Origin of the sequence: Enhygromyxa salina (assembly GCF_000737335.2) — a bacterium.
Taxonomy (GTDB): domain Bacteria; phylum Myxococcota_A; class Polyangia; order Nannocystales; family Nannocystaceae; genus Plesiocystis; species Plesiocystis salina_C.
Genome location: NZ_JMCC02000021.1, coordinates 109,139 through 135,529, shown reverse-complemented (window position 1 = coordinate 135,529; position 26,391 = coordinate 109,139). Strand labels below are relative to the sequence as shown.

Sequence of the window (26,391 nt, the reverse complement as noted above, 5' to 3'; positions counted from 1 at the left end):
GATTCTGCGCAGCCTGCCGTCACGGTGCGAGCAGCAGGACCTTGACCTGGCTCGGGACAACGCGGCAGCCCGGACAATTGGTCGAGTTTTGAACCGCCACGCTAGTCAGGCGCGTCGCGGGCATGCAACCGACCAGGACCGTGAATGCGCCTGTCACATGGCGCGAGGGCCCCATGACCGTCGCCGACGCGACACCGGTGGCAACCCCCGCATTGTCGCCATTCGTCAGCGGGACGGTCGTGCCCATATTGTGCGCCGGTGTGCACATGAACAGGACGTGGTAGACGGCCGGGACCCCCATCGGACCCGCCGCGATGTTTGGGTAGGGAACCGGGACCGGCGTGGGCATGGGCGTGAGGCACACGTCGGGGAAGCCCGTGTCGACACCCATCATCTGTGAATTTGCGAACATGGTGACTCCCGTGGCTCTCAGCCAAGCTGAACTTGTTGACCGTCGATCTTGGTGAGCTGGGTTCCGTTGATGAGGGCTTGTTTGGCCTGGATGTGCGCCGTCCCGTGGGTGCGCTGGATCAGGGTCCCCGCTTCGCTCATTTCGACCCCCTCGACGCAGCGTTGGACCTGTTTGCTGCGCTGCGTGATGTTGTCGACGAACATCTCGAGCGTGGTGCCCAGCCGAGTCGCGTGCATGAACGAGGCGACGAGGGTGCGAGCGAAGGCGCTGACATCCTCGAACAAGACCCGGGCCCGCGAGGCCTTGACCCGAAGCTCGTCGGCGTCGACCTCGAGCTTGGCTGGTGTCGCTAGCACGATCCCCTCGACGGCGGCCAAAGACACGCGGCCGCCAGCGACGAGGTGTAGATCACCGTCAACGGACAAGGTGGTACCCTCGTCCACGGCCCGGACGAGGACGGCGATGACGTAGCGCTCGGCTCCGAGTCCGACGCACCACACGCGATCGCCTGGCGCTGGCTCGAGCAGGCAGCTCGACGCGCGCAGGGCCACGAACTCTTGGTCGTCGCGCGCGAGCTGCAGGTGGGCACCAGCCCGGGAGATGACCGTCGCGGGCCCGTCGACGAGTTCCGCGGTCGGGGTCTGGGGTTGGCGAGAGAGGTCGTGGGCGTGCATGGGCATGGGCATGGGCATCATTGGTCTCGCACTCGCCAGTTATCGGACGCGCTCTGCTCGGGATCGTGGCCGAGCGCGAGACCGCGGTTGGGGATCTGGGCCTCGTCGTCGAGGACTCCGTGGAGGTTGGCCCGAAACATGGCTGCCCCCGTCAGGTCTGCGCGACGTAGATCGGCGCGGGCGAAGTCGGCGTAGACCAGCGTCGCGTCGACGAAGTGGGTCTCGTTACATGAGGCCCGATGAAAGATGCATTGCTCGAGGTTGGCCCCGGTGAAGTCGGCGCCATCGAGCTTCGCGTCAACGAAGATCGACTGGCCCAGCTTCGCGCGGATCAGCGACGCACGTGAGAGATCGGCCTCGACAAACAGGCTCCGCACAGCCGCCACGTCGACCAGGCAAGCCTCGCGTAGATTGGCGCCCTTGAAGTTGCACTGGTCGAGGATCGCGCCGCGCAGGTCCGTGCCCGAGAGATCAGCGCCCGTGAATTGGGTATGTCGGAAGCGAATACCGGCCAGCGAACGCCCGGATAGCTTGGTCTCCACGAGCACCGCTCGCTCGAAGCGCGCGCCGTCGAGCTTGGCGTCATGTAGGTCCGCCTGATAGAAGGTCACGGCGATCAGCTCCGTGTCGCGCAGGTCGATCGCATCGACCTTGGACTCGAGGATCACGGTTCGATCGAGGGTCGCACCGTTCAGCCGCACGCCGCTCAGGTCGCAAGAGCACAGCGCGCCAAGCCGGAGATCGGCGCCGCGCAGGTCGGCCTCGCGCAGGCCACATTGATGCAGCGCAGTGCCAGTCATTCGAGCGTTGATGAGCGAGGCTTGGCCGAACTCACAGCCGTCGAAAGTGGCCTGGTGGAGGTTCGCACCATCGAGCCGAGCTTGGTCGAAGCGGCAGCGCAAGAACACGGACTCGCGCAGCGAGGCGCCGCGCAGATCCGCCCCGCGCAGGTCGACCTGTTCGAACACGCCGCCACCGATCTCCACACCAGCGAGCTCCATGCCGCGCAGGTCGAGCTTGCGCAGCTGCTCGCCGCCATGCACGAGCGCGGCAAGCTCCGCAGCGGTGCGAACGGTCGGCTGGGCTCCGATCACGACGACACCTCCTGCTCGGGCGGTTCGATGTGGGTCGGGTGAATGCGGACGCGCGTCAACAGGGCGCCGTCGAGCTGCAGGCTCTGGTCCGAGCGGACGCGGGCAAGGTCGGCTCCGTGCAGGTTGCTGTGGCGTAGGTCCGCCCGGTGCATGCGAGCGTTGGTGAACGCGGCCCCCACAAGCGAGGCCCCAGTCGCGCTAGCGTCACGCAGCCAAGCTTTGGAGAAACGGGCACCATCGGCCTGCGCGCCGTCGAGGCGAGCCTCGTCGAGCACACAGCCGCTCAAGTCGGTGCCCTCCAGCCTGGCCCCGCGGAGATCGCAGGCGCACATCGAACTCTCGCGGAAGTTGCAGCCGCGCAGGTCCGCGTCGACAAAGCTCGCGCCGTCGAGCAAGCAGCCCTTGGCAAAGCTGACCTGCTGGAAGCGCGCTCCGTCGAAGCGGACGCCTCGGGCGTCGCAGGTCACGAAGCAGCCGCGCTCGATCTCGGCCCCGGAAAGATTGACCCGACTGAGGTCGAGCTCGATGAAGCAAGATCGCGGCAGCGAGGCGCCGGACAGATCGAGGCCCTGAAGCTGACAGTTAATCAGCGCGAGCTCCTCACCCTGCAGTTGGCGGGCGTCCGCGTCGACGAATACGGTCTCGTAGATCATCGCGCCGCGGAGTCTGGCGCCGCGCAAGCAGGCACGGGTCAGATCGGTGCCCATGAGGATCGCCTGCTCGAGATCCGCCTCGACCGCCGACGCGTCGATGAGCATGGCCTTGCCAAGGTTGGTCTCGCGCAGGGACGCGCCGTCGAGCTTGGCCTCGCGCAGAGACGCGTGGGCGAGGATCGCCCGGTCAAGGGTCGCACCGCGCAGGTCGGCGCGGTCGAGGCACACGCTCTCGAACAGCGCACCCGTCAGCTTGGCACCGTGCAGATCCATGTCCGAGAAGTCGGCGCCTGTGAAGTCGAGAGTCGAGAGATCAACACCAGCGGCCAGAGCTTCGTGGAGGGCCGTACGAGCCTCGGCGCTGCGCTCGGCGGACATCGGCGGTCCCGGCTCCTGGAAGTGGGCCGAGCGGCGGTAGCCATCGCGCAGTTGGACCTCGGCCTCATCCCAGCTCTGGTTGAGCTCGGGATCGTGGAGCATCTGCTCGAGCCGTTCGACTGATCCTCCGGCCTGCCGACACTCGACGATCGCCCCCGCCAGCATCGCCCGCTGGGCTTCGGCGCTGAAGGTTGGTGGACCGTGGTGACTGCCCTCGAGCTTGGCGAGCAGCTGCTCGCGCTCTTCGCCGACGATGCCGTTCTCGTCGAGCGTCGCGAGCAGGTCCTGCTTTTGTTGGGCGGACTTGGCCTCGGCCTCGGCCTTGGCCTCCTCGGCCTTGCGCTCGAGTTCCGCCACCAGCTCGGGGATCTCGTCGAGGGTCGGCGGCGGACCAGGCGGCTCGGGCGGCGGCGGCATGTAGAGCGCGGGGTCGAGGCCGAGAGCGAGCAGCTCCGCGACTCGGGTCTCGTGGAAGGCGACGGCGCGCCGGTGGAGGTTGTGCTGCATCAGGTTGTCGATCTCGAGCAGCGCGCGATGTTCAGCGAACTCCTCGATCTCGTCGCTGAGGCGATCGGGCAAGAGGTCGCGCTCGCGCATCGAGGCCAGCGCGCCGCCGTCGGGATCGAGGCGGGCCGCGAGCACGGACGCGTAGTGATCGATCGTCCGAGCTTCGTCGGGGAATTCGGCGGCGAGCAACAGGTGGCGAATGTCGGCCGCGTCGTCCTCACGGACCCGCGTCGAGCCCTGGTAGATCATCACGAGGCGCTCGGCGTCGGGGAAAAACCACAGCGTTTGCAGGGCGAGGGGGACCTCATCGAATCGGGTCTCGGGCTCGTCTGCTCCCGGCTCGGCCTCGGACAGCTCGCGGGTCACGAAGGCGCGGGCGTGCAGGTGCGAGAGCTGGCCCTCGACCCGTGCATGCTCGGGGTGCATGTGTTCGAAGCAGAACCGCTCGCCGCCGGTCCACGGACCGGCGAAGCGCTGATCGTGCGGGGCGATGTTGAAGAAGCTCCAATCGAGATCGCGGGCGAGGCCCGGGAACAGGTTCTCGAGCCAATGCTGATCGTAGGTGCCGACGAGCGCCTGGCGCTGGGGCCAGCTCAGATCGAGGGGACCGAAGCCGACGGGGTCGACGATGTCGTGGGGCGAGGACACGGGGCGGCGTGGATCCTCGATGTTGGGCAGGAGCTGGATCCGTTGGCCGTGATGCTCGGACTCGCCGTGGCCGCGACCGAGGGGATTGGCGGGGAAACTTGGGCCGCCGTAGGCCCGGGACCAATGCAGCGGTAGCTCGGTGAAGGGCTCGGGCTCGCTGATGCTGCGACCGCCGCGCCAGTAGCGATCACCGACGACGTGGAGGGTCTTGTCGAGGGCGCCAACTTGGGCACGGACAGGCAAGGCCGTGATCGGGGCGCCGCTTTGGCTATGGGCGTGGCCGTGGATCAGGTACTCGGCCTCGGCTTTGGGGATCCCGACGTCGAGGATGGCCTGGTCGGCCATGCGCTTGGTGACGAAGGTCCACATGCCGACCTCGGACAGGAGGGCGTCGGGGGCGAAGGAGAAGTAGGCGAGCACGGAGACGCCGAGGTGGAACTCGCGTTGGTGCTCGAAGCAGCGCGTGAGGGCGCTGAGTTTGTTGGGTTTGATGATTTTCAAGTGATCTCAAATCAGAAAATTGTGAACAATCCCGACGCAATCAATTTACACATAACAAAATTGACATCGTTGACAAGCGTTTGGATGCTTTGCGTCTTGGTTCCATAAACGCACCCGGCCACATCGATCTTCAGGCCACTCATGTGTATCTTTGCGCCGAAGGCGGCCAGATTCACGCCCGTGACGTCAGTTTTCAGGCCTGCGACATTCACAGATCGCCCCCGAAGCGTATTATAGCTCCCTTCGACACTATCGAAGGCTGCAAGATACCATTGTGTTTGTGCCGCATCTATGACCCTAATCCCAGACGGAGCTGCAACTGTAAAGCTACCTGCAACATCGAGAGAGCAGTTCCCGCCGACAATTTCCTTAACGTCACCGTTTGCCATCAATGTAACGTTACCTTTCACCGTGGTGGAGGTGTTCCCAGAAATTTCCTCTACCATGTCTCCCGACACGAATTCCACTGCCGCCCCATTGACATTGTAACTCCACCCGCCATTGATCGTCTCACTCCGATCCCCATTGACCACCCGACACTCCCCCCCATCAACCGTCTCATCGAGTTTCCCGACGATGTGCCGTGTGACCCCGCCGAGCACGTTCTCGGTGATGTTCCCCTCCACGCAGCGTTCCTCGTCCCCCTTGATCGTCTCGTCGTGATCCCCACCCACAAACACGCTCCGGCTCCCGTCGACGGTCAGGCACTGGCTGCCGTGAATGTGTCGGGTGTGATCGTTGCCCACGCTCGTAGAGTGATTGGCGAGCACCACCTCGTTGAGGTTACACTGCGCGTGTAGGTAGATCTCCTCGCACCCGGCCGCGTCCTCGAAGCGCAACTCATTAAACCCACCCCCGCCCGGCGAGCTCGACGATTTGATCGTGCTCTTGGTCCGATCACCCGGCAGCGAGTAAGGCGGCCGGTTGGCCCCGTTGTAGAGGCACCCAGTCACGATCGGCCGATCCGGATCGCCGTCCACGAACACGACCGTGACCTCCATGCCCACGCGCGGCAAGAACAGCGAGCCCCAATTATTACCAGCCCACGGCTGAACCACACGCACGAAGCACGAGCTCTCCTCGCTGTAGCGACGGCGTCGATCCCAATGAAACTGGACCTTGACCCGGCCGTGCTCGTCCGTGTGAATCTCCTCGCCAGGCGCGCCCACGACCGTCGCCGTGTGGACACCAGCGATCTGCGGCTGCGGCCGGGTCCGCGCCGGTCGCCACTCGACGCTGGCGGGCACACACTCGATGCGATTGTGATAGCCGTCGGCCTCGGCCCCGGCCGAGAAGCCGCCGTAGCGGTGCTCGACCGCGACCACGAGGTACTCCCCCGCCAACTCCGGCTGGGGGTGATCAAACAGCTCGAACAGGTTACCCGGGCGAACCTGGCTCGTGGTCCCCGTGGCCACACAGACGACGGCGTCGCGCTGGTGGACCGCGCGCCGCAGGGCGAGGTTGGCCTCGAGCGCGCTGGTCTCAGGTGGAGCGCTGCGATAGCCGTGGCGGTCGGTAGGCGTCTCGTGACGATAGTCCTCGCGCTCGGGCTCGAGCGCCGCGCCATTGGCCGTGGCGAGTTCGCGCGCGGAGCCGTCCTCGAGCTCGAGCAGGGGCTCCGGATCGAGCCAGCCGTAGACCAGGGTCCGGGCGACCGTGGGCCGCAGCGAGGAGGTCCGCTCGAAGCTGCGCAGCTCCTCGGTGAGGCCGGCATCACCAGCCACGAGCCGGAGCGCGACCAGGCCATCCTGGTTGCCAACAGAACGCAACGGCTCGTAGTCACAGGTGCCGTCGTCACGGATCAGCATCGTCTCGACACCATCGACGTTCTCGAACCGATAGATGAAGCCCTCCTCTTCGATCAGCCGGTGCGCGAAGTCGAAGTCGGTTTCCCGAAACTGAACGGTGTGCTCACGCACCCGTGCATCGCTGACCGCGATGTCGAGATCCTGACCATAGGCGCCGAGGCCCGGCTCGAGAACCTTGGTGAGGATCTCGGCCACGCTCATTTCAGAGAAGATCCGGCTGGTGTGGCGCTGTGCGAGCGCGGTCAGGGCGGGAGTAATCGTGATCGTGGTGTGAAGCTCATCGCCTTGGATGGCGCCGTCTTCAACCCGCGCGGCAACGCCCGTGATCTGACGTTGGAGCTCGGCGCGAGAGACCGTGATCGAGATCGGCGTCCCAAGCAGCTCGCTCGGCTCGGCGTAGAGGTGGCTCGCCAGGCGTAGACGCAGCTCGAAGGGCTCGCCCAGCCGCTCGCTCAGGTGCAGGCCGAGCACGCGCCAACCTTCATCGATTGAACTCGCCAGGCTCAACCCCACAATTACTGATGTCTCATCCATGATCGCCTGGTGATGCAGTCGTCGCCGCGCCGCAAGCGTTCGCAGCCTGACCGCGAATTCTTTCGTGCTGCGTATTGTTCGCCCAACGAGGCGCGGCGATGGGTGAGTGACCCCCCGTTCCGAGCTTGCGGGATAGGTCCCACCAGCATGGACACGGAAGTGTGCTCAGCCTTTGGTGAGGTGCCAGCCATCTCCGTGGGGACATGAATAGCTGCGCAGATACACCCGACGCTCACGTCCCAGGATCTTGGCGCGGCGCTCGGCCTCTGCCTCGCTCCGGTAGCTTTGCTTTGGCTGACCATTGCCTCCGACGCACACGCCGCACGGTTGACTCGGGGTATGGCGCTCAGCGGTGCCAAGGTGCCACATGTGACATCGCTGGCAGCGGTAGGCCACCATCTCGTTCCCGTGGGTTCGGTCGACGTAGGCTGCGGCTTCGTTCGCTTCTGACATCGTCGTGTATTCGGTCAAGGGCCGCCCCGAGATCTTGCCCATGCATGTCGTGCTCTTGTTCGTCATCGTGCTCTCCAGGTCCTTGGTGCAGGCTGAAGTCACACGAACACGTGGGCAAACGCGGGTGCATCGGTGATGCACCGGTGCGCCAGTGCATCAGCGGTGCGCCCCGGACGGGATGGTGCGAGACTGGTCGCTAGCCCGCCGGGACCCCATGACGCTCGATCCAAAGCAACTGTGCAAGAACGCCGGATATCGCTCAATCGAGCAGCTCGCGGTCAAGGTCCGGGAGCTGTGGGACGAACCAGAACCGGGTGCCAAGCCCCGGCCCCGCAGCCTGGCCACCAGGATCGGCGCACTCGCACGCCCTGACGGTGCTGGATGGTGGAACAAGCGTCCGCTAGCGTCCGCACACCTCGAGTTCGAGCTGATGCGACTGCGCAAATCGGCACAGGGGGCGAACGTGGGAGAAAAATCGACTCGGTCCAACTATTTCTGCTCCTGAGCCTGGTCAGCGAAGACGACAAAGCAGGCTCAGGACAACCCGCCCTGTAATTAGGAGACTCGCAAGCGAGAGATCTTGACGACGGCATAGTACTCCGGATCGTCCGTCCAACCATCTTCAACCCAGCCGCGATCCGGATCATCGCACTCGAGATAGCGGGTCAGAAAGTGCGCGGCATCGTCGTGATTGTCAAATAGCCCGTGTTGGTTGAGAATCGCATTCCAGTGTTCGACCTCCATGGTGGGAAGCAGTTCACTTCGGTGTGCGATCGCCGACCAGGCACGGTCCGTAGTCTCCCCGACGTCGTACCCAAGCGACTCCCATTCAAAACCATCGACTACTCCGAGCGCGAGCAGTTCGTGGGGCCCAAAGCCATTTAGCTCGTCGAGAAATGCTCGAACACCCCCCCCTACGCGCTCGGGAGTGAGCCGCTCCACAGCGAATGCCTGGACCAGCAAGGGTTCTGGAACTTCGACATGATGGCCGACCCTTGGCCTATCCATCCCTTCATATAGCGAGGGTGAGTTCCGAGCATGAACGAAGCGTAGTCGTGAAAAGGTCATAGTATTCGGAGTCCCCTCCTCATCTGCCCCATCTGGAGATGACGAACCCGTATCCTCACTGGCACACCCAAGCCCCAACACGTCGCTGGAGGCGGGCGCTCTCACCGTCGCTGTGCGCCAGCACCAGTGCCCTACCCTTCGGGACCTGCTCGCGTTCATCGGGGAAGGTCTTCGCTACCTCGCCGACCCCCCCACCGCGGGGCGGGTCCGGCCGGGTGAACCTATCGGCCGAGACGGTGAAGGCCCCTTCGTCGGCGATCTGCTCCGGCGGTTTGAACTCGACCACCTGACCCGCTCGCCGACGCCGAGGCGAGCAGCCTGGCCGAGTTTCAACGTGTGCCTGGTTGACCTGCTCGAAGTCGAGTAGGCGAGCAGCCGCCCCGGTCTTCCAGCACTGGGACGGGGCCACCCAGCCATTTGAACCCGGGCCCCACCCGGGCCAAACCTTGACCGTGAAAAACAAAAAACCCGCTGCGCGGGGTTCAAGAGAGCGGGAGACGGGATTCGAACCCGCGACATTCAGCTTGGGAAGCTGACACTCTACCAACTGAGTTACTCCCGCTTACGGCCGACTCAACTACCACCGCCCCCCCCGACCCGCAAGCCAATTCTCACTCCTCAACCCCAACCTCAACCTCCGCAGGCCCCGCGTCCCCTTCGCCGACCAGGAACACCGGATCATACACAGCATTCACGCTCAGCAGCAGCATCCCGAACATCACCACCGACCCCGCGGCCATGATCCAGGTAGCCTTGTCCTTCCCGCTGGACACCCGCGTAGCAACCCCCGCCGCCAGCAGCACGATCCCCCCCAGCAACACCGGCACCTCGAACACCGGGTGCATCACCACGCGCCCCAGCCCGCTCAGCGACTCCACCCCCAGCCCCTTGTGCTGCATCAGCTCCGGGACCAGCCGAAACCAGAGCACGGCAAGCGCGGCCCCAGTGGCGACGCCAAGAAACACGAAGAACATCTCGCGCGCGCGCAGCCGCGTGTTCTCTGGCACTTTCTTGCTCATGAGCGGCCGCATCATACACGCAAGCCTGACCGCTGCCAGCCTGGTCCTGGCGACCGGCTGCGCAACCACACCCTCCCCGGCAGCGCCGCCCAGCTGCGACGGCGCATACGACGAGGCCGCGGTGGTCGCCGTGCTCGAGACCCAGCGCGCCGCCTGGAACCGGGGGGACCTCGACGGCTTCCTGGCCGGCTACGAGCGCTCCAGCGCCCTGCTGTTCACGTCGGGCGCAAAGATCCGCCAGGGCTTCGACGAGACCCGCGACAAGTACCGCGCGCGCTACGGCGAGGCCCGCGAGACCATGGGCACGCTGGCGTTCGAGATCCTCGACGTGCGGCCGCTCGGGCAGTGCGCGGACGCGGCGATCGTGCTGGGGCGGTGGGCGCTCAGTGACACCCCAGAAGCTGGCTCGGGCGTGTTCTCGGTGATCCTCGAGCGACGCGCCGGGCCCTGGCTGATCGTTCACGACCACACGTCCTCGGACGGCTAGCCGCCAAGCCCACCGCCACGAGCGCCGATCCAGCGCGACGTGATCGCGGTACTCTCGGCAGGTGCCCGACCAGCTCGATATGTTCGGCACCCACCGATCGCGCCCTGCCGGCCTGGGCCTCGCCGAGCTCCCGTCGCAGATCCACGAGCTCGGCCGTCAGCTGCCGCAGCACCTGCGCATGGGCACGTCGTCGTGGAGCTTCGCGGGCTGGACCGATCTCGTCTGGGATCGCGCCGCCAGCCAGCGCGTGATCGCCAAGCAAGGCCTGACCACCTACGCCAACCACCCCCTGTTTCGCACGGTTGGGCTCGACCGCACCTACTACGCGCCGATGCGCGCGGACCAACTGGCCGCCCTGAGCCAGGGCCTGCCCGACGACTTCCGCCTGCTCGTCAAAGCCCACGCGGAGTGCACGACGGTCAGGTTCTCGAACCGCTCGTGGCATCGCGGCCGCGCGGGCCAGCGCAACGAGCTGTTCCTCGAGCCCACCTACGCGACCGAAGTCGTGGTCAACCCGTACATGCAGGGGCTCGGCCGCCACGCAGGGGTGCTGCTGTTTCAGTTCCCGGCCCAGAGCGTGCCCGGCGGGCCCAAGAGCTTCGCGCATCGGCTGGGCGAGTTCCTCGAGGCGCTGCCAAAGGGGCCGCAGTACGCGGTCGAGATCCGCAACCCCGACCTGCTCACGCCCCGCTACGTCAGCGCGCTCGAGCGCGCGGGCGCGACCCACTGCGTGGCCGAGCTGCCGGGCATGCCGGACGTCCACAAGCAGTGGGAGGTCAGCGGCGGGACCGATCGCCCGGCCCTGGTGATGCGCTGGATGCTCGCGCGCCACCACAACTACGAGTCGGCGCGCGAAGCCTACGCGCCCTTCGATCAGCTGGTCGACGAACACCCGCAGGTGCGACTGGCCTACGCAAACATGATCGCCCGCAGCAGCAAGCCGGCGTTCATGATCGTGAACAACAAGGCCGAGGGATCCTCGCCCTTGTCGGTTCAGCGCTTGGCGGAGCAGCTGATGCAGCTCCTGTCATGATCAGGTGATCAAGCCAAGATCTCAGCCAGCGGGGTGCCCGAGCCGGCGCCGTCGCCCTGGTCGTTGAGCTGCTCGCCAACCCAGCTGGCTTCGGGATCAAAGCCCTGCAAGATCGCCAGCAGCACGTCGGAGGTGTTCCCGCTGGTTGGGCCCGGGTGACTGCCGTAGCTGTAGTTCCCCGATAGCGCTTCCGGCTGATAGTGGACCCCCGGATACTTGAGGTGCCCCCCGCCGTGCCCAGCAACCAGCATCGGATGCCTGCGGATCGAGTGAACGGAGCCGTCCGAGGCGTCGCTGCTCATGAGCACCATCGAGTTGTCCAGCAAGTTGGTGCCGTCAAACTCAACGGTGTCGCGCATCTTGGTCAGCAAGTACCCAAACCGCTCCATCATGTAGATCTGCCCGTTGTCGAACGCGGCCCCGGGCGCCCAGCTCTGGACGTTGTGACTGTACTGGTGCCACGAGTCGCTGCTGCCCATGATCTCGCTCAAGGTCGGCTCGGCCGCGCCCTCGAGAAACAGCATGGTGGCCACGCGGGTCAGATCGCAGTTGAACGCGTAGCAGATCAAGTCGCTCATGAGCTCATTGACCAGCGTCAGCTGCTCGGTGTTGATCGACTCGCTGTTGGTGAACATCGGGTCGGCTGGCAGATCGCAGACCGGCACGGCGGCGCTGAGCTTGGCCTCGAGCGCGGCGATGCTGTCGAGGTGCGCCTCGAGCCGCACGTTGTCTTCGGCGCCCAGCTTGGACTGCAAGGTCGAGACCTCGCCCTTGACCGAGTCGAGGATGTGCAGGCGCAGCTCACGATCGTCCTTTGGCTGCGCGAAGCTGCCAAACAAGGCCTCCCAGGCGGCGCTGGGGTTGGTCGTTGCTGGGTTGGGCTGCAGGTGATCACGATGCGAGAGGTGGTGCATCGTGGTGCCCTCGTCCGCGGGGCTCTGGGCCTTGGACGCGCCCAGGTGGACACCGGCGATCGGGGTCTGCCCAGCCAGCAGCTGCGAGATCACGGCGTCGAGCGTGGGCCCGCCCGCGTTCGAGAAGAAGCCCTGCCCCTGGCCCTTGTCAGCAAAGCTGTAGCCGCTGAAGACCGTCATGCCCTCGTGGTGGGTGATCTGATCCTTGGCGCGGTTGGTCGTGCCAGTGACGACGTTGAGGTAGTCCTTGACCCCGGCCAAGGGCTGCATGTGATCGTTGAGCTGCCAGTCCGGCCCAACCCCGATCGGCTCGAAGCGATCGAGCATGAAGCCGTTGCCCCGAAACCACGAGACATAGCGGCGCGGCTGCGAGCTGCCGTCGGCGAACGCGGTCTGCTCGAGGTTCATCATGGCGTCGAGGGCCGGCAGCGCGATGCTGGCGATCCCGCCTCCAAGGGCACCACGAAGGAATGTGCGACGTTTGAGGTGCTTGCGCATGGCGTGGGTCCTTCCTACTTGGGCTCCCCGACCTGCAAGAACAACTCGCTGGTCACGAACGCGATCAGCAGCTCTTGGAAGCGGTAGTTGGCGGTCTCGAACGAAGCGTAGAGCTCTTGCAGCTCGGCGCTCTCTTTGGTCGGGTTTTCGAGGCTGCCGCGACCAAAGCGGATCATGTTGTTGACGATGCACTGACCCAGGCGCGGATCCATTGCAACGTTGGCTGCCAGATCGGTGGCGCTGCCGATCTGGCCAAAGTCGCCGTACTCGGTGACCGGGTCGATCGGCAGCCCGTTGGGCTCCTGCGTGCGCCAGGCTCCCAGCGCGTCGTAGTTCTCCAGCGTGAAGCCAAGCGGATCCATGTGCGCGTGACAGACGGCGCACGAGTCGACCTCGAGGTGCACGGTCTCCATCAGCTCACGCAGGGTCATCGGCGTGTCGTCAGGCGGCTCGGGCAGGTTCGGGTTGACGTCGGGCGGCGGCGGCGGGATCGCGTAGCACAAGAAGCGCTGCTGAATGTACAGCCCGCGGCGCGTGGTCGAGTTGCCGTCGTAGTGCGAGTTGCGAGCCAGCACGCTGGCGTGGGACAGGAAGCCAGCGCGGGCTTGATCGGCCGGCAACATGACCTGATCCCAGTCGTTGGCTGGCGCGGGCAGGCCGTAGAGCTCGGCCAAGCGGGCGTCGACGAAGGTGTAGTCGGACTCGATGAAGTCGCGGAAGTCGGTGTCCTGGGTCCAGATCACGTCGCGCAGCAGCAGCTCGGTCTCTTCGACCATCGAGTCGACGAGCGCCTCGCTGTAGAGCGGGAACGAGGCCGGGTTCTTGGCGGGGATCTCTTCGAGCGCCAGGTACTCGGCGAAGAACTCGGACACGGCCTCGGGCGCGCGGGCGTCGTTGAGCATCGCGCGCGCCAGGGTCTCGACCGACTCGACGCTGTCGTAGTTGCCAGCCTCGGCCGACTTCAGCAGCGTCAGCGAGGGACCGCGACCGATCAGCAGCAGCGACAGCCGAGTCACGACCTCGGGGCCGGTCAGCCAGTACTCTTCGGGCTCGTTCGGATCTTGCTCGCCGGTCTCGACCACGTAGATGAAGTCGGGCGAGAGCAGGATCCGAACCAGCTCGTACTTGAGGCCGGCGTTGAAGTCCCCGGCACCCCAGGCTTGGGCCTCGAGGGCGATCTCGACGACCGCCTGGACCTCGTCGTCGGTCAGCGGGCGTCGCCACGCCAGGTGACCCAGGGTCTGCGCGACGGTCGTGTAGCAAGCTTCGTCCGGCGAGTCCTTCACGCAGGGGACGATGCCGGCGAGCGTGTTCGGGTTGGCGATCGCCGCGTCGGCGATGCGCAGCGCCGACGATTCATAGGTCTCGACCAGGTCGAGTCCAGGGGAGATCAGCGAGTTGCCGATCGAGGTGTAGCCAAACAGCGACTGGTCAGCGGGCGGAATCGCCACCGCGGCGGCCTCCGGCCCAAACATGTAGCCGACCGTGTTGATGTACTGGTAGTCCAGCAACCGGCGCATGCCACCAGGTGGAGGCGTGAAGTCGTCGCCACCGCTCTCAGCAGATTCATCGCCGGTTCCCTCGGTGCCAGCCGTGCTGTCACCGTCAGCCATGCCGTCGTCGTCGCCACCGCCGCCTTTGCAACCCGGTGCGACAACGGCGAGTGCCAGCGCGCTCAGGCAGCGGACGGCGCTCGAAAGGAAAGGTGTTCGGAAATTCAAGCAGGACCCCCTGGGTGTGTCGACCCGGCGTGGATCGGCCCGTGGAGTCTATACGGGGGCAGCCCTTCGCTTCCAACAGGAAAAGCGGTTTTTCTCGTTACTTTACGTAAGCTGGACCCAGGAGTTTTAGGCCAAAAGACCAAAAAGGATGGGCCCATGCAAGAAACTCATGGATGAGCCCTCACAAAAACTACCGTTCCGCAACCAACCCGGCTCAGCCAGGGTTGCAGTGGTACTCCACATCGGCCTCACCAATGATCTTGACCGCGTCACACGCAGCCCCGCACAGCTCGATCGCTTCGTAGGGGCCGTTGGGGTTGGTGTAGACCCAGCCATCCTCGACGTCGCAGTTGTCGACCATGTCCCACTCCATGTCGTCGACGAACACCTTGGTGAAGTCGGGGAAGAACGGCGGCTCCGCGAGGGGGATCGTGCAGGTCTTGACGCTGTCGATCACGCCGGTGAGCGCAGCTTGCAGCTGGGCCTGATCCTGGGAGTTGAAGAAGGCGTTGGTCCCCCCCTGCTGCGCGACCTGGTTGAGCACGGTCGTGGGGTTGATGCCGTTGGGATCGCCGCCAACTCCGTCGTCGATGACCATGTTGGCGATGTCGATGCCAACGACGTAGGTGGGGATGTCGTCATCCGTGAAGGCTTGGCCCACGAGCGCGGGCAGGTTGCTGTCGTAGACCTCGAACAGCTGGAAGTTGCTCTGGGCGTTCTCGTTGCAGTTCGCCGCGCCGTCGGTGACGAGGATCATCACCCGCGGGATCGCGGGATCGAGGCTGCTCAAGTGCGCGTAAGCGGTGTCGATGCCAAGCGTCGCGGGCGTGCCCCCGTACGAGTTGACCACGTTCGCGGCTGGGATCGCCGCGAGGATCGTGGGGCCGTTGGCGGTTGAGACCGTGACCTCGGGAAAGTCCGACGTAATGCAGGCCGCTGGGCCGTAGACGTTTTGGGCCTGGGTCGAGGGGAACAGGTTCGCGCCGAAATTGATCTTGGTATCGAAGGCGCCCGTGATGTTGGCGACCACCTGGTAGAGGCTGTTCCACCGGGTGATCTGCGGCGTGTTGTTGTTGTTGTCGTGATCCCAGTAGTTCGTGAACATGCTGCGCGACTTGTCGAGCACCAGCATGACGTTGGGCGCGACAGGATCGACGGTGACCTGGAATTCGTCACACGCGTCGTTGGTGTCGCCATCGCCGTCACCGCTGGTGTCGCCATCGCCATCGCCGTCGCCGTCGCCGTCCCCGTCACCTGTATCGCCGTCGCCGTCGCCGTCGCCCGTGTCGCCGTCGCCATCTCCGTCACCTGTATCTCCGTCGCCGTCGCCGGGATCTCCGTCGCCGTCTCCGTCACCATCACCATCACCATCGCCATCTCCGGTCATGGTCGCCGAGTTGCCCTCGGCGGTGTCGCCATCACCATCACCGGTCGCGGTCTCGCCACTGGACACGCCGTTGGTGTCCGCGTCGCCGCTGCCGCTGTCGCCACAAGCAATTGGAAGCAGGGCCAAAACTACGGACAAGCGCTGGATACGGATCATGTTCAAGCTCCCGGTGCGCCGCCGCGAAGCGCGACGGGAGAACACCCCCACCATCATAGGGAGTTGCGTGGCGAAACTGTAGCGCTGAGTGTTGGCGATCAATCTGCTGGCGACCAGGTCTCGGCCAGCGCCAGCGCCCGGCGGCCAAGCGCGACAAAGCCCGAGTCTTGGTGGCGCAGGCCCCAGGCCAGGCTGGCGACGCCATGCAACATGAGCGCGCTGCGCAGCTGGGTTCGCTCCCGGGTCGTCAGCTGGCGGCCATAGCCCTCGAAGAACGCGAGTTCGAGGCTTCGATCGCTGTGCCAGCTGGCCGCGACCAGCTTGGCGAGATCCACCAGGGCCAGGTCGAGGCGTGCATGCTCGAAATCGACGAGCGCCAGGGTCCGACCATCCCACAGCCAGTTGTTGGGGGTGAAGTCGCGATGGCACGGGACCCGAACGGCGCCGTCGAACAGCGCGGGGCTGGGGGCCAAGGTCCGAACCACGCGCTGCTCGGGTGGGGCGAGCGCCTGTTCGCACGCGCGCGACCACGCGCGGTGTCGCCGGGCCAGCGCCTGCACGAGCGGCATGGGATCCCGGTCCGCGACCGGCAGCTGATGCAGCGCCGCGAGGCACCGACCGGCGGCGCGGTGCAGCTCGGCCAGCTCGCCGTTCTCGGAGCCTTCGTCGCCCACGGGCGCCCCGGCCACCCGGGTCATGACGAGCGTTTGCAGTGAAGCGTTGGCGGCTAGCAGCTCGGGGACCCGCGCGCCACCGAGGAGCTCCCCGCCCCGCGCGAACCAGTCGGCGAGCACGCCTCGCTCTTGCTCGAACAACCTGGGCGCGTCGAAGCGCTTGATCACGATCGGCCGGACGGCGCCGGACCGGTCCTCGACATCCACGCCAAACACCCGCCCGCGAGGATCGAGCTGCACCAAGCTCACGGGTCGCGGGCGCCCCACCCTATCTGCGACGAACTCGAGCACGTCGGCTGGCGGATCGGATCGGGTCATCTTGGGGCTATGCTGCGCCAATGAGTCGGCCGCTGCGCTTGATGATCTACGATGACACCTGCACCGGCGATTTTCCCAAGCCTGGGGCCAGCGGGCGGGACCGTTGGGTCGGTGACCGCATCATGCGCCGCGCGGGGCAGCTGCTGGAAGGCGCGCCGTGGCCGGGGCTCACGCACTCGTGGCAGATCGGCGGGTTGCTGTACCGCGGGCTCGGAAGGCTCGACGATCGACGCGGCTTCTCGGACTGGGGCAGCGCGCTGACCTGGCTGGCAGAGCACCGCGGGTCCGAGCGGATCGGCGAGATTCAGTTTTGGGGCCACGGCAAGTGGGGCTGCGCCAAGATCGATCGCACCAGGCTCGACATCGAGTCGCTCGACCCAAGTCACGCCCACCACGACGCGCTCGCGGCGATCCGCGAGCGCATGCGTGGGGTCGAGCGACCGCTGTGGTGGTTTCGCACCTGCGAGACCTTTGGCGCCCACAGCGGTCACGCGTTCGCCCAGGCGTGGACCGACTTTTTCGGGTGCCGCGCGGCCGGGCACACTTATGTGATCGGCCCCTACCAGAGCGGCCTGCACTCGCTCGGCCCGGGCCAGCGGCCCACGTGGTCCGCCGAAGAGGGCCTGATCGAGGGCACGCCCGAAGATCCCCGCAGCGCCAAGTGGTCGACGCGGGGCGAGCCAAACACGATCACCTGCCTGCACGGCGAGGTGCCGCCGGGCTTTTAGATTGCGTCCATCTTGGTCCAGGCGAAGCCGCCGCAGCCCATCATGAGATCATCGGCGGTGGCGCTGCCGGCCAGCGCATCCTCGGCGGTGGCGCCGTCGAACACCGACTGGCAGTAGTAAAGTTGATCGCCGTCCCAGGTCCAGTCGAAGCGACTCCACAGGTCTGGAAAGTACATGTTGGTGTCCGCGTTTTGGGCGATCACCCACTGCTCATCATTGTCCCAGTCCGAGATAGCGAAGCTGCCCGCCGCGTTTTCCCATTGTTCGGCGGTGATCGTGTGCGTGTCGCCATACTCGTCGGAGTAGCTGCCGATCAGCGCGAGCGACATCTCGTCGCCGGTCTCGCCAGTGTCGCCGGTCTCGCCAGTGTCGCCGGTCTCGCCAGTGTCGCCGGTCTCGCCGGTCTCGCCGGTCTCGGTCCCGGCGCCGTCATCGGCGGTGTCCGACTCACAACCAACGAGGGAAACGAGCAGACACGCGCTCAATGCGGCGAGCTTGATGAACGAACCGGTGGTGGGGGTATGGATGGTCATTTGAATTTGTTCGTCTCTCGCCAACGCGCGACCCGGCTAAAGAGGGGACCGGGTGCACGTTGGCAGGGGTAAAGGCCCGCGCGCACGACCAAGCCGACGGGCCAAGGGCGTAAGCGCCGCCTGCCTCGTCGCTCGATTGTCGTGTTGATCGCTCGGTGCCGGTTCATTGCGCTCATCCTCCCCTCGAGGATGCGTTGCAAGGCGCCACCTCGAACGAGATGGCGGCTTCCGGCAGGTCTTCGGACTCGTGGGTCTTCCTAGTAGCCGCTGCTTCCCAGCTCGAGAGCCAGTGCATCTTGCGGCGTTCGTCGCCACTCACCGCTGCGGGGGCAGTCCCGGTTTCTCACCGGATTCCCTCTTGCGACGCCCGCAACGCGGGCGAACCGGAGCGCCCCCTCCTTACCCAGCCCGGCGCCGCGCGTCAAAGGGTTTGAGCAGGTTTTCAGCTTGGGCGCCCGCTTGCGGGTAGGTTCGCCGAGCCAGCCAAGCGGGTCTCGACTCGGGTCGGGCTTGTCCGCCGCTGGCGGCCGGCAATTGTGCAGCGGCTCAACGGTCACGTGGGTTCGAAGCTGCCGGAGTAGCCGGCGCACAGCTCGGCCCCCTCCTCGTCGGCGCCCTCGACCGCGCGAAACTCGACGACATAGACGCTGGCCTCGCGGCTGACCTTGCCTTCACACTGCTCGGTCAAGACCTCGCAGTGGTGGGGGTCTTCGCAGCGCACCGCGATGAAGCGCAGGTAGCTCGGCGCGCCGCAATCGCTGCAGGCGGCCGTTGCCACGAAGCCGGGCGCGAGGGTGAGCAGCCGGCCGTTGGCGTCATCGCCCTGCTGGCGCAGCTCGGCGATAAGCTCGGTGGGCAGCTCGGTGCCGACTTGCTCGTGCGCAGCGATCGCGCCGGCGTCATCAACCGAGCGCGGTCCGGTCCCGGCCCCGCCACCATCACCGGCACCCTCACCCTCACCATCACCATCGGGCGGATTGGCTGATGAGCCCGCGCCGCTGCATGCCCCGGCAACCAGAACACAGACGCTCAGCACCGCGACGCGGATCCACATGAGTGGGCTATATCGCGGAACGCCACGAAAAGAAAACGGCCGCCACCGCACAAACCGTGCGGCAGCGGCCGGCGCTGGCGAGCGAACACCCGCCAGCGAACGAGCGGCCCCGACTACTCTTTGACCTTGTACGAGGAGCAGGCCCGATGCGCGAGCTCCTCGGGGATCGCGTCGCCCATGCTCGAGCCAAGGTTGGCCGAGCAGACCACGGTCACGCCGTTGACGTCGGCGATGTTGAGGTAGACCTCGCCCTTGTCATCGTCGTACTTGACGACGGTCCACCAACCCTGCTCGGTCGTCTGCACGTCCTTGGTCACCGAGGAGATCGCGGTGCCAACCTGCATCATCATGGGCGCGGCGGCCTCGAGCTCGTCCATGTTGGTGAGCTTGTCGTCGACAACGCGGATCACGATGCCGAAGAAGAAGTCGTCGTTGCTCCACTTGGCAACCTTGGCGTCGGCGTCCCACTCGGGCTGCCAGGTGTCGTCGATCGGCTGCAGATCGAGGCCAAGGAATTCCTTGTCGTTGCTGGGCTGCGGACCGGTTGGCGCGGCCGCGGCCTCTTCGGGTTGGGCCTCCTCGGGTTGGGCCTCCTCGGGCGCGGGCTCTTCGGCCTTGACGTCCTCGGTCTTCTTCGCGTCGTCCTTCGTTGCGTCGGTCTTCTTCGCGTCGTCTTTCTTGGCGTCGTCCTTCTTGTCACAGGCGATGGTGCCAAGGGCGAACACGGAGGTCAGAGCGAATGTCGAGATGGTCTTGATGGTCTTGGTGTTCATGGGGGAAATCCCTGAGGCCGCGGAACATAGCCGCAACCCGAACGGGCCGCCCCATCAATTTCACGTCCCTCGACAACTGGCGCAAAGTCCCGTGCCAAGCCTGGGACAGAAGCTAATTGTGGGTTGGATTCGCCATTCTTGCGCTCACCCAAACCCGTTCTGAGCCAGCCAAACTGGTAGGCTAAACCACCGGCGCACCATGTCTCGTCTGTTCCTCGGTCTCGATCTCCCAGATGAAGTCGACTTTGACCTGAGCCTCATGGTTGGCGGGATCCGGGGCGCTCGCTGGCAAGATCCCGAGCAGCTGCACCTGACGCTGCACTTCCTTGGCGAGCTCGGCGGCGGCGAGGCCCGGGGGCTGATCGCGGCGCTCGGTGAGCTCGAGGCGCCCCCGTTCGAGCTGCAGCTTGGCGGCGCGGGCGTGTTCCCGCCGCGCGGCCAGCCCCGCGTTGCGTGGATCGGGGTGACCCGGGGGCTCGAGCCGCTCGAGCTGCTGCACCAACGCTGCGCGCGGATCATCGACGCATGCGGGATCGAACGTGAACACCGAAAGTGGGCGCCCCACGTGACGGTCGCGCGCATGGGCCACGAAGCCAGCAGTCATGAGACCCACCAGTGGGTCCGCAATCACGCGCTCTATACCTCGGCGAGCTTTCGCGTCGAGCATGTGCGCCTGTACTCGAGCATTCGATCGCGGCAGGGGCCCAAGTATCGGACCGAGGCCGTGTTCGCGCTGAGCTCAGCCGGGCTGGGCTTCACCTGAGCGCGCGCGCCCAGTCGACACGGAGATCAACAGCGCGACCGCACCCACGAGCGCGAGCACCTCGAAGCCCACGACGACAACCTCGATGAACTCGGCTGGGTGCTGCTCGACGGGCGCGTCGCCAAGCTTCCACGAGATCAGCACGACGGTCACCAACATGCCCAAGATCATGCCAAGCGCGCGCGACTTGGCCGACAGCGCGGACGCCATCCCAACCGTCTGGGCCGTGGCGCTGTTCATGATGATCGTCATGTTCGGCGACGCGAACAGGCCGTAGCCAAGCCCCTGCAGCACGACCAGGACAGCGACGTAGGCCAAGCTGGTCTGTGGCCCGAGCTGGGTGGCCATCAGCGTGCACGCGAGCACGGACCCGACCCCCAGGCTGGCGATCACCCGCGGCGACACACGATCCGAGAGCGCGCCAGCGACGGGCGCAGACGCGGCCATCAGCAGCGAGGCCAGCGCGAGCAGCAACCCCGACTTCTCCGCCGAGTGACCAAGCGAGACCTGCAGATAGATGCTCAGCATGAACACCAAGCAATAGGCGCTCATGTACACCAACAGCTGGACGAGCAGCGCGTCGCGCATGATCCGGTGGCGGGCCAGCGCGCGGACATCGAGCAGCGGATCTTCGAGCCGGCGCTGGATCAGCACGAACACGATCGACAGCACGACCCCGGCGGACAACAGGGCGATCCCAAGCGAGCCAAGTCGCAGCGTCGCGCTGCCTGCGACCAGACACGAGACCGCGACCACGATCAGCGCCGCGCTTGGCAGCTGGGCGGACCGCGTTGACCTACGCCAGCGCGAGGGCAAGGTCAGCGCGACCAACGAGAACGCGAGCAGCAACAGCCCCGCGCCGATGAAGAACACGGCGCGCCAGCTCGCCACGCGGATCAACAGACCCGCGCAGACCGGCCCCAAGGTCAGCCCGGCATAGACCGCGCCGAGCAGCGCCCCGTAGGCCCTGCCCCGCCGCTCGGGCGGGACGATGTCGGCGACCAAGGCCGGGCCGGTCGCCCCGATCGCGGCCGCGATCACACCTTGGATGAAGCGCAAGGCCAAGATCCCGGGGATCCACGACATCCACCCGATCGCCGCGGTGACGATCGCAAACAGCAACAGCGCGACCTTGTAGATCGTGCGCTTGTCGGTCGCGTCGGCGAGCCGCCCGAGCGGCAGCAAGAACGCGAGGCTGCCGGCCAGGAACACCGTGGCCACCAACCCCAGCGTGGTCGCGCCAGCGTCTAGCTCGACGCCCATGCTCGGCAACGCGACGGCGACCCCGGAGAACATGAACGGCGGCGCCACCTGCGAGACCACGATCGCCGCGACCGATATCCTGTCCTTGCTCGCCAACCCTGGCTATGTACATGAACCCAGACGCAGCGGCCAAAGCCCCGGTCCGGCGGCGACGACCAAGGGGCCCATTCTGGTCACTTGCGATCTGTCTTCAGCTCGGGCGAGGGCTGCTCTACCCGCTTGCGGACGCATTCGTAGACTGGTTCACCGTGGGCGGCGATCTTCGAGCTCGGTCCAGCGCTCGGCGAGCCGCGTGGCTTCGGCTCGCGCGGCCTCGAGCTTGGGGAAGAAGGCCTGCTGCTCGGCGACCGGTCGCTCGTAAAAGTCCGCCCCGGCGAGCTCGGCCTCGAGCGCGCTGACCTGCTGCTCGGCCGCATCCACGCGCTCGAGCAGGGTCTCGAGCTCGAGCTCCTCGGCGTAGGTGAGCTTGGCCTCTTGCGGCGGAGGCGGAGCTTGCTCCGACGCGCCGCGCCCACCACCGCTGGCGCGCGCTGGCGCGGGCTCGTCGCGCGCGGCGAGCTTGCGCCGCTCGACATAGTCGGCCCACCCGCCCGCGTGTCGGACCAGCTGACGATCCTCGAACACCAACAGGCCCGTCGCCACGCGATCGAGGAACCAGCGATCATGGGTGACCACGAGCACGGCCCCCGGGTAGTCGCCGAGCGCGTCCTCGAGCGCGGTCAGAGTCATGACATCGAGATCGTTGGTCGGCTCGTCGAGGATCACCAGGTTGGCGCCGGTCCGCAGGGTCTTGGCCAGCGCGACCCGAGCCCGCTCGCCGCCCGACAGCGTGCCAACTTTTTGGCGTTGGGCGTGGGTGTCGAACAAGAAGCGCTCGAGGTAGCTGCGAAGGTCGAGTTCGGTGTCGCCCAACACCACCCGCGAGCTGCCGTCGCCGACGTTGTCGAACACGCTCTCGTTGTCGTCGAGGCCGCCGCGCGACTGCTGCAAGAACGCGATCTGCGTGCGCTTGCCTAGCTGGACTTCGCCGGCCGCGGGCGCGAGTTCGCCGGTCAAGACCCGCAACAACGTGGTCTTGCCGCAGCCGTTGGGCCCGACGATTCCAAGCCGCTCACCCTTGCTCAGCTGCAGGTTGACCTGCTCGAGCAGCCGGCGTTCGCCGATCTCCACGTCCAGGCCCTCGGCGTCCAAGATCGTCCGCCCAAGCCGCTCGCCGCTGATCTCGATCCGGGCCGCGACCTCGCGCTTGGGACCGACCTGGTCACGCACGGCCTCGACCCGATCCACGCGGGCCTTTTGCTTGGTGCTGCGCGCCTTGGGGTTGCGGCTGAGCCACTCGAGCTCGCGGCGCAGGAAATTGCGGCGGTTGGAGTCGACTCGCTCGGCGTGGGCCTCGCGCTCGGCCTTGGCCTCGAGGTAGCGGACCCAGCCGCCCTGGTACACGTGGATGACCCCTTGCTCGACCTCGATCGTGCGGGTGACCAGGCGATCGAGCAGGTAGCGATCGTGGGTGACCAAGATCAGCGCGCCCGTGAACCGGTTGGCCAGCCAGCCCTCGAGCCACTCGATGGTCTCGAGGTCCAAGTGGTTGGTGGGCTCATCGAGGATCGCCAGATCGGGGTTGGTGACCAGCAGTCGCGCGAGCGCGACCCGGCGCCGCTCACCGCCGCTCATGGTGTCGACGATCGCCTCGGGATCGGTGATGCCAACCATGCCGAGCAGCGCGAGCGCCTCGTGGCGTTGATCCCACCCACCCAGGCGCTCGATCTTGCTGGCGAGATCAGCCTGCTCGTGGAGCAGCGCGTCGAGCCGCGGGCCCGGATCACCAGACAACAGCCGCGAGACCTCATCGTGGCGATCAACGGCCTGCTGCCAGCTCTCGAGCCCCGCGAGCACGGCGTCGACGGCCCGCAGACCCGGCGCGAAGCTGGGCTCCTGCGAGAGGTAGCCGACCCGCAGCCCACCGCGGCGGACGACCTCGCCCGTGTCGGGCTCCTCGGCGCCCGCGATGATCCGCGCGAGCGTGGACTTGCCCGAGCCGTTGCGCCCGACCAGGCCAACGCGCTCGCCTTCGTCGATCGCCATGCTCGCGCCGCACAGGACCTCGTGGATGCCGTAGGTGCGGCGAACTTCGCGTGCGCTGAGGATCGTCAAGGCGCGGAGCATAACCGCCAGCATCGACAACACCAGGGCCGCCGGGGGGGCACATTTCGTCGCTTCGCGGCGCGCGCAGCGTGATAGTGTTCCGGCCATGAGAGAAGCCCTCGCCAGAGCTGAAAACAGTTCGCTGCACCCGAGAGTCCTCGCCCGTACTGGCAACAACAAGCAGGCCCTCGCGTTGCTGGTGCTCGCGCTCGCGTGGCTGATCCCGCTGCGCGCCCACGCGCAAGACCCCTCGCCTATTGTCCGCGCCTCACATGACGCGTTCGAGGCCAAAGTCCTCGACCAGCTCGCCGCGCTCGAGCCCGATGTCCGCGCGCTGTGGACCGAGGCGACCGCGGCCCGCGACGCCAACGAACTCGACCGGGCGGCAGACCTCTATGGCGCGGTGCTCGAGAACCACCCGCAGTTTGACCACGCGCTGCGCCGTCGGTGTTCGATCTACGCCGAGCAAGAGTTCTACTCCCTCGCTATCCCCGAGTGCCGGGCGGCCTACGAGCTCTCCAAGCGGCGCGAGAACGTGGTCACCCTCGCCATCGTGCTCAGCGCTCCGTCGGCGCTGCGCGACCAGAACCTGGCCCGCTCGCTGGCGACCTCGACCCTGCGCGATCACGACGACGACTTCGTCACCACCCTGTCGGTCTGCCAGGTCGCGCTGAACCTTCAAGACCTCCAGCTGCTCGGCGATTGCTCCGCGGTGCTCCGCAAGCTGGACACCAATACGTGGGAGACGCAGGTGTTCACGGCCTTGCACCACGCGATGCAGGGCGAGCTGCGTCAGGCCAAGGCCGCGCTCGAGCTCGCCCACGCGGCGGGGCTGGACGACGAGACCTACAAAACGCTCAGCTCCAGCTTCGAGCAAGCAGTGTCTCCCGAAGCCTACTATGGCAAGCGGATCGGCCTGTTCTTCTCAATCTGGATCGCCGCCGCGCTCGCCCTGGTCGCGGCGGGCTACTTCCTGAGTCGACTGACCTTGTCCGAAGCCGAGAGCGCCCTGACCAACTCGCAGGCGTCGGCCCGCGGCAGTGACTCGAAGCTACGCAAGGCCTACGCTACGATCCTGTGGCTGTGCTGCGCCTACTACTACCTGTCCGTCCCGCTGGTCTTGCTGATAATAGTCGCGCTCGCGGGCGGGCTGGTGATCGGGATGTTTTACATTGGGTACTTCCCGATCAAGCTCGCAATCATTGTCGTGGTCGTTGCATTTGGCAGCGTCGGCGCGGTGCTGAAGTCATTCTTCACGCGCCCGAACGACTCGCCGCCTGGGGAGTTGCTCGACCCAAGTGACGCCCCGCAGCTGCGCGCGCTGCTAGACGAGGTCGCCGCCAAAGTCGGGACCCGGCCAGTCGACCGGGTCTACCTCAGCACCGGGGCCGACATCGCCGTGTTCGAGCGCGGGGGCCTGCTCGCCAAACTACGCGGCAAGGGCGAGCGCTGCTTGTTGCTTGGCGTCGCGGTGCTCGACGGGCTCGACACCAAGGCCTTCGAAGCGATCCTCGCCCATGAGTACGGGCACTTCTCGAACGAAGACACGGCCGGAGGCAACTTCGCCCTGGGCGTGCGTCGATCGATCGTCCACAGCGCGGTCGGCCTGGCCGAGGTCGGCGCCGCGGACTGGTACAACCCGGCCTGGCTGTTCCTCACCGGCTTTCACAAGGTGTTCGTGCGGATCTCGCAGGGCGCGTCGCGGCTGCAAGAGGTCTTGGCTGATCGCTGGGCCGCGCACTGCTACGGGGCCGCCAGCTTCGAGCGCGGGCTTCGTCACGCGATCGCGGCTCAACTTCGGTTCGAGCTCCACGCCAACGCGACGATAAGCGAGGTCCTCGAGGCCCGCCACGGTCTGCGCAATCTCTACACCTATACGCCGGCCCAGATCCCCGACGAGATTGAGCGGATTGACGAGCTCGTAGAGGCGCACGTCAACGCCGAGCCCTCACCCAACGACAGTCACCCGCGCCCCGCCGATCGGTTTCGCTGGGCCCACGCGCTGTCCAAGCCCAACCCCCACGATGAGGGCCCAGGCCGCCCGTGTTGGGAGCTGTTCGTGGACCGCGAGGCGATCGAAGAGCGAATGACGGGTGTCATCCGCGACGACGTCGCGGCTCAAACCGCGATGGTCATCCCGGCAGACGCCGAACAGCGCGTGCGTCGCCAACGCGTGCTCGACTGAACCCCTCACG

At 66.3% G+C, this 26,391-nt stretch carries 22 protein-coding genes, 1 tRNA gene and 1 riboswitch; of the genes, 6 read left to right on the top strand and 17 right to left on the bottom strand.

The window, feature by feature from the left end; all coding sequences use genetic code 11:
* Nucleotides 1-19: 19 nt before the first annotated feature.
* Genes DB30_RS09975 through DB30_RS09955 form a run of 5 tightly spaced genes read right to left on the bottom strand, consistent with a single transcriptional unit; the run spans nt 20 to nt 7,209 of the window.
* Complete coding sequence (locus DB30_RS09975) at nt 20-412, bottom strand: DUF4150 domain-containing protein (RefSeq protein ID WP_052548148.1); 393 nt, start codon at nt 410-412, stop codon at nt 20-22.
* 17 nt (nt 413-429) lie between these two features.
* Nucleotides 430-1,086, bottom strand: coding sequence for a DUF3540 domain-containing protein (locus DB30_RS09970; protein WP_165703686.1), 657 nt, complete (start codon nt 1,084-1,086; stop codon nt 430-432).
* Between the two features lie 17 nt (nt 1,087-1,103).
* On the bottom strand, nt 1,104-2,180 hold the full coding sequence (locus tag DB30_RS09965; protein WP_052548146.1) for a pentapeptide repeat-containing protein: 1,077 nt from the start codon (nt 2,178-2,180) through the stop codon (nt 1,104-1,106).
* Nucleotides 2,177-4,867 carry a DUF2169 family type VI secretion system accessory protein gene (locus DB30_RS09960; protein WP_052548145.1) on the bottom strand — a complete coding sequence of 897 codons (2,691 nt, stop codon included), beginning with the start codon at nt 4,865-4,867 and terminating at the stop codon, nt 2,177-2,179. The genes DB30_RS09965 and DB30_RS09960 overlap by 4 nt, the downstream gene beginning before the upstream one ends.
* An 11-nt stretch (nt 4,868-4,878) precedes the next feature.
* Nucleotides 4,879-7,209, bottom strand: coding sequence for a type VI secretion system Vgr family protein (locus DB30_RS09955; protein ID WP_146658419.1), 2,331 nt, complete (start codon nt 7,207-7,209; stop codon nt 4,879-4,881).
* Nucleotides 7,210-7,876: 667 nt separating this feature from the next.
* On the opposite strand from DB30_RS09955, the gene DB30_RS09950 reads away from it, so the two are divergent.
* A complete protein-coding gene (locus tag DB30_RS09950) occupies nt 7,877-8,167 on the top strand; it encodes a hypothetical protein (protein ID WP_052548143.1) in 291 nt (96 codons plus the stop codon).
* Between the two features lie 50 nt (nt 8,168-8,217).
* Here DB30_RS09950 and DB30_RS09945 read toward each other — a convergent pair whose 3' ends face one another.
* From DB30_RS09945 to DB30_RS09935, 3 genes are all read right to left on the bottom strand, one after another.
* A complete protein-coding gene (locus tag DB30_RS09945; protein WP_052548142.1) occupies nt 8,218-8,406 on the bottom strand; it encodes a hypothetical protein in 189 nt (62 codons plus the stop codon).
* A gap of 813 nt (nt 8,407-9,219) precedes the next feature.
* Nucleotides 9,220-9,292, bottom strand: a tRNA-Gly gene (locus tag DB30_RS09940).
* A 49-nt stretch (nt 9,293-9,341) separates the two neighbouring features.
* Nucleotides 9,342-9,749, bottom strand: coding sequence for a hypothetical protein (locus tag DB30_RS09935; RefSeq protein ID WP_052548140.1), 408 nt, complete (start codon nt 9,747-9,749; stop codon nt 9,342-9,344).
* Between DB30_RS09935 and DB30_RS09930 the strand changes: the two genes are divergently transcribed.
* Together DB30_RS09930 and DB30_RS09925 are read left to right on the top strand one after the other, a co-directional pair.
* Nucleotides 9,748-10,236: a YybH family protein gene (locus DB30_RS09930; RefSeq protein WP_052548139.1), complete on the top strand. Its 489-nt coding sequence runs from the start codon at nt 9,748-9,750 to the stop codon at nt 10,234-10,236. The genes DB30_RS09935 and DB30_RS09930 overlap by 2 nt on opposite strands.
* 61 nt (nt 10,237-10,297) lie before the next feature.
* Nucleotides 10,298-11,269, top strand: coding sequence for a DUF72 domain-containing protein (locus tag DB30_RS09925; protein WP_052548138.1), 972 nt, complete (start codon nt 10,298-10,300; stop codon nt 11,267-11,269).
* Between the two features lie 8 nt (nt 11,270-11,277).
* Here DB30_RS09925 and DB30_RS09920 read toward each other — a convergent pair whose 3' ends face one another.
* The 4 genes from DB30_RS09920 to DB30_RS09905 form a co-directional block, all read right to left on the bottom strand.
* Nucleotides 11,278-12,681, bottom strand: a complete 1,404-nt coding sequence (locus DB30_RS09920) for a DUF1552 domain-containing protein (protein ID WP_052548137.1) — start codon at nt 12,679-12,681, stop codon at nt 11,278-11,280.
* Between the two features lie 14 nt (nt 12,682-12,695).
* On the bottom strand, nt 12,696-14,294 hold the full coding sequence (locus DB30_RS09915; RefSeq protein WP_052548136.1) for a DUF1592 domain-containing protein: 1,599 nt from the start codon (nt 14,292-14,294) through the stop codon (nt 12,696-12,698).
* A 322-nt stretch (nt 14,295-14,616) separates the two neighbouring features.
* The gene (locus tag DB30_RS09910) at nt 14,617-15,990 is read right to left on the bottom strand and encodes a vWA domain-containing protein (RefSeq protein WP_165703685.1); all 1,374 of its coding nucleotides are present in this window, start codon (nt 15,988-15,990) and stop codon (nt 14,617-14,619) included.
* Nucleotides 15,991-16,043: 53 nt separating this feature from the next.
* Complete coding sequence (locus DB30_RS09905; protein WP_146658416.1) at nt 16,044-16,937, bottom strand: phosphotransferase enzyme family protein; 894 nt, start codon at nt 16,935-16,937, stop codon at nt 16,044-16,046.
* Nucleotides 16,938-16,957: 20 nt separating this feature from the next.
* Here DB30_RS09905 and DB30_RS09900 point away from each other — a divergent pair, with 20 nt between their 5' ends.
* Nucleotides 16,958-17,665 (top strand): hypothetical protein, encoded by a 708-nt coding sequence (locus tag DB30_RS09900; RefSeq protein WP_240480198.1) that lies wholly within the window; start codon nt 16,958-16,960, stop codon nt 17,663-17,665.
* Here DB30_RS09900 and DB30_RS09895 read toward each other — a convergent pair.
* The 3 genes from DB30_RS09895 to DB30_RS09885 form a co-directional block, all read right to left on the bottom strand.
* Nucleotides 17,662-18,198 carry a hypothetical protein gene (locus DB30_RS09895; RefSeq protein ID WP_052548133.1) on the bottom strand — a complete coding sequence of 179 codons (537 nt, stop codon included), beginning with the start codon at nt 18,196-18,198 and terminating at the stop codon, nt 17,662-17,664. The genes DB30_RS09900 and DB30_RS09895 overlap by 4 nt on opposite strands.
* A 213-nt stretch (nt 18,199-18,411) precedes the next feature.
* Nucleotides 18,412-18,601: riboswitch (cobalamin riboswitch) on the bottom strand.
* Between the two features lie 150 nt (nt 18,602-18,751).
* Nucleotides 18,752-19,252 carry a hypothetical protein gene (locus DB30_RS09890; RefSeq protein ID WP_052548132.1) on the bottom strand — a complete coding sequence of 167 codons (501 nt, stop codon included), beginning with the start codon at nt 19,250-19,252 and terminating at the stop codon, nt 18,752-18,754.
* 113 nt (nt 19,253-19,365) lie between these two features.
* Nucleotides 19,366-20,025: a hypothetical protein gene (locus tag DB30_RS09885; RefSeq protein ID WP_052548131.1), complete on the bottom strand. Its 660-nt coding sequence runs from the start codon at nt 20,023-20,025 to the stop codon at nt 19,366-19,368.
* Nucleotides 20,026-20,224: 199 nt separating this feature from the next.
* On the opposite strand from DB30_RS09885, the gene thpR reads away from it, so the two are divergent.
* Entirely contained in the window at nt 20,225-20,788 is a 564-nt protein-coding gene (thpR, locus tag DB30_RS09880; RefSeq protein WP_052548130.1) for an RNA 2',3'-cyclic phosphodiesterase, read from the top strand.
* On the opposite strand, the gene DB30_RS09875 is transcribed toward thpR, so the two are convergent.
* The gene (locus DB30_RS09875) at nt 20,765-22,147 is read right to left on the bottom strand and encodes an MFS transporter (RefSeq protein ID WP_052548129.1); all 1,383 of its coding nucleotides are present in this window, start codon (nt 22,145-22,147) and stop codon (nt 20,765-20,767) included. The two genes, thpR and DB30_RS09875, sit on opposite strands and share 24 nt — an antisense overlap.
* Nucleotides 22,148-22,294: 147 nt before the next feature.
* Nucleotides 22,295-24,205, bottom strand: coding sequence for an ABC-F family ATP-binding cassette domain-containing protein (locus DB30_RS09870; RefSeq protein ID WP_052548169.1), 1,911 nt, complete (start codon nt 24,203-24,205; stop codon nt 22,295-22,297).
* A gap of 97 nt (nt 24,206-24,302) precedes the next feature.
* Here DB30_RS09870 and DB30_RS09865 point away from each other — a divergent pair, with 97 nt between their 5' ends.
* The gene (locus DB30_RS09865) at nt 24,303-26,381 is read left to right on the top strand and encodes a M48 family metallopeptidase (RefSeq protein ID WP_146658415.1); all 2,079 of its coding nucleotides are present in this window, start codon (nt 24,303-24,305) and stop codon (nt 26,379-26,381) included.
* Nucleotides 26,382-26,391 lie beyond the last annotated feature (10 nt).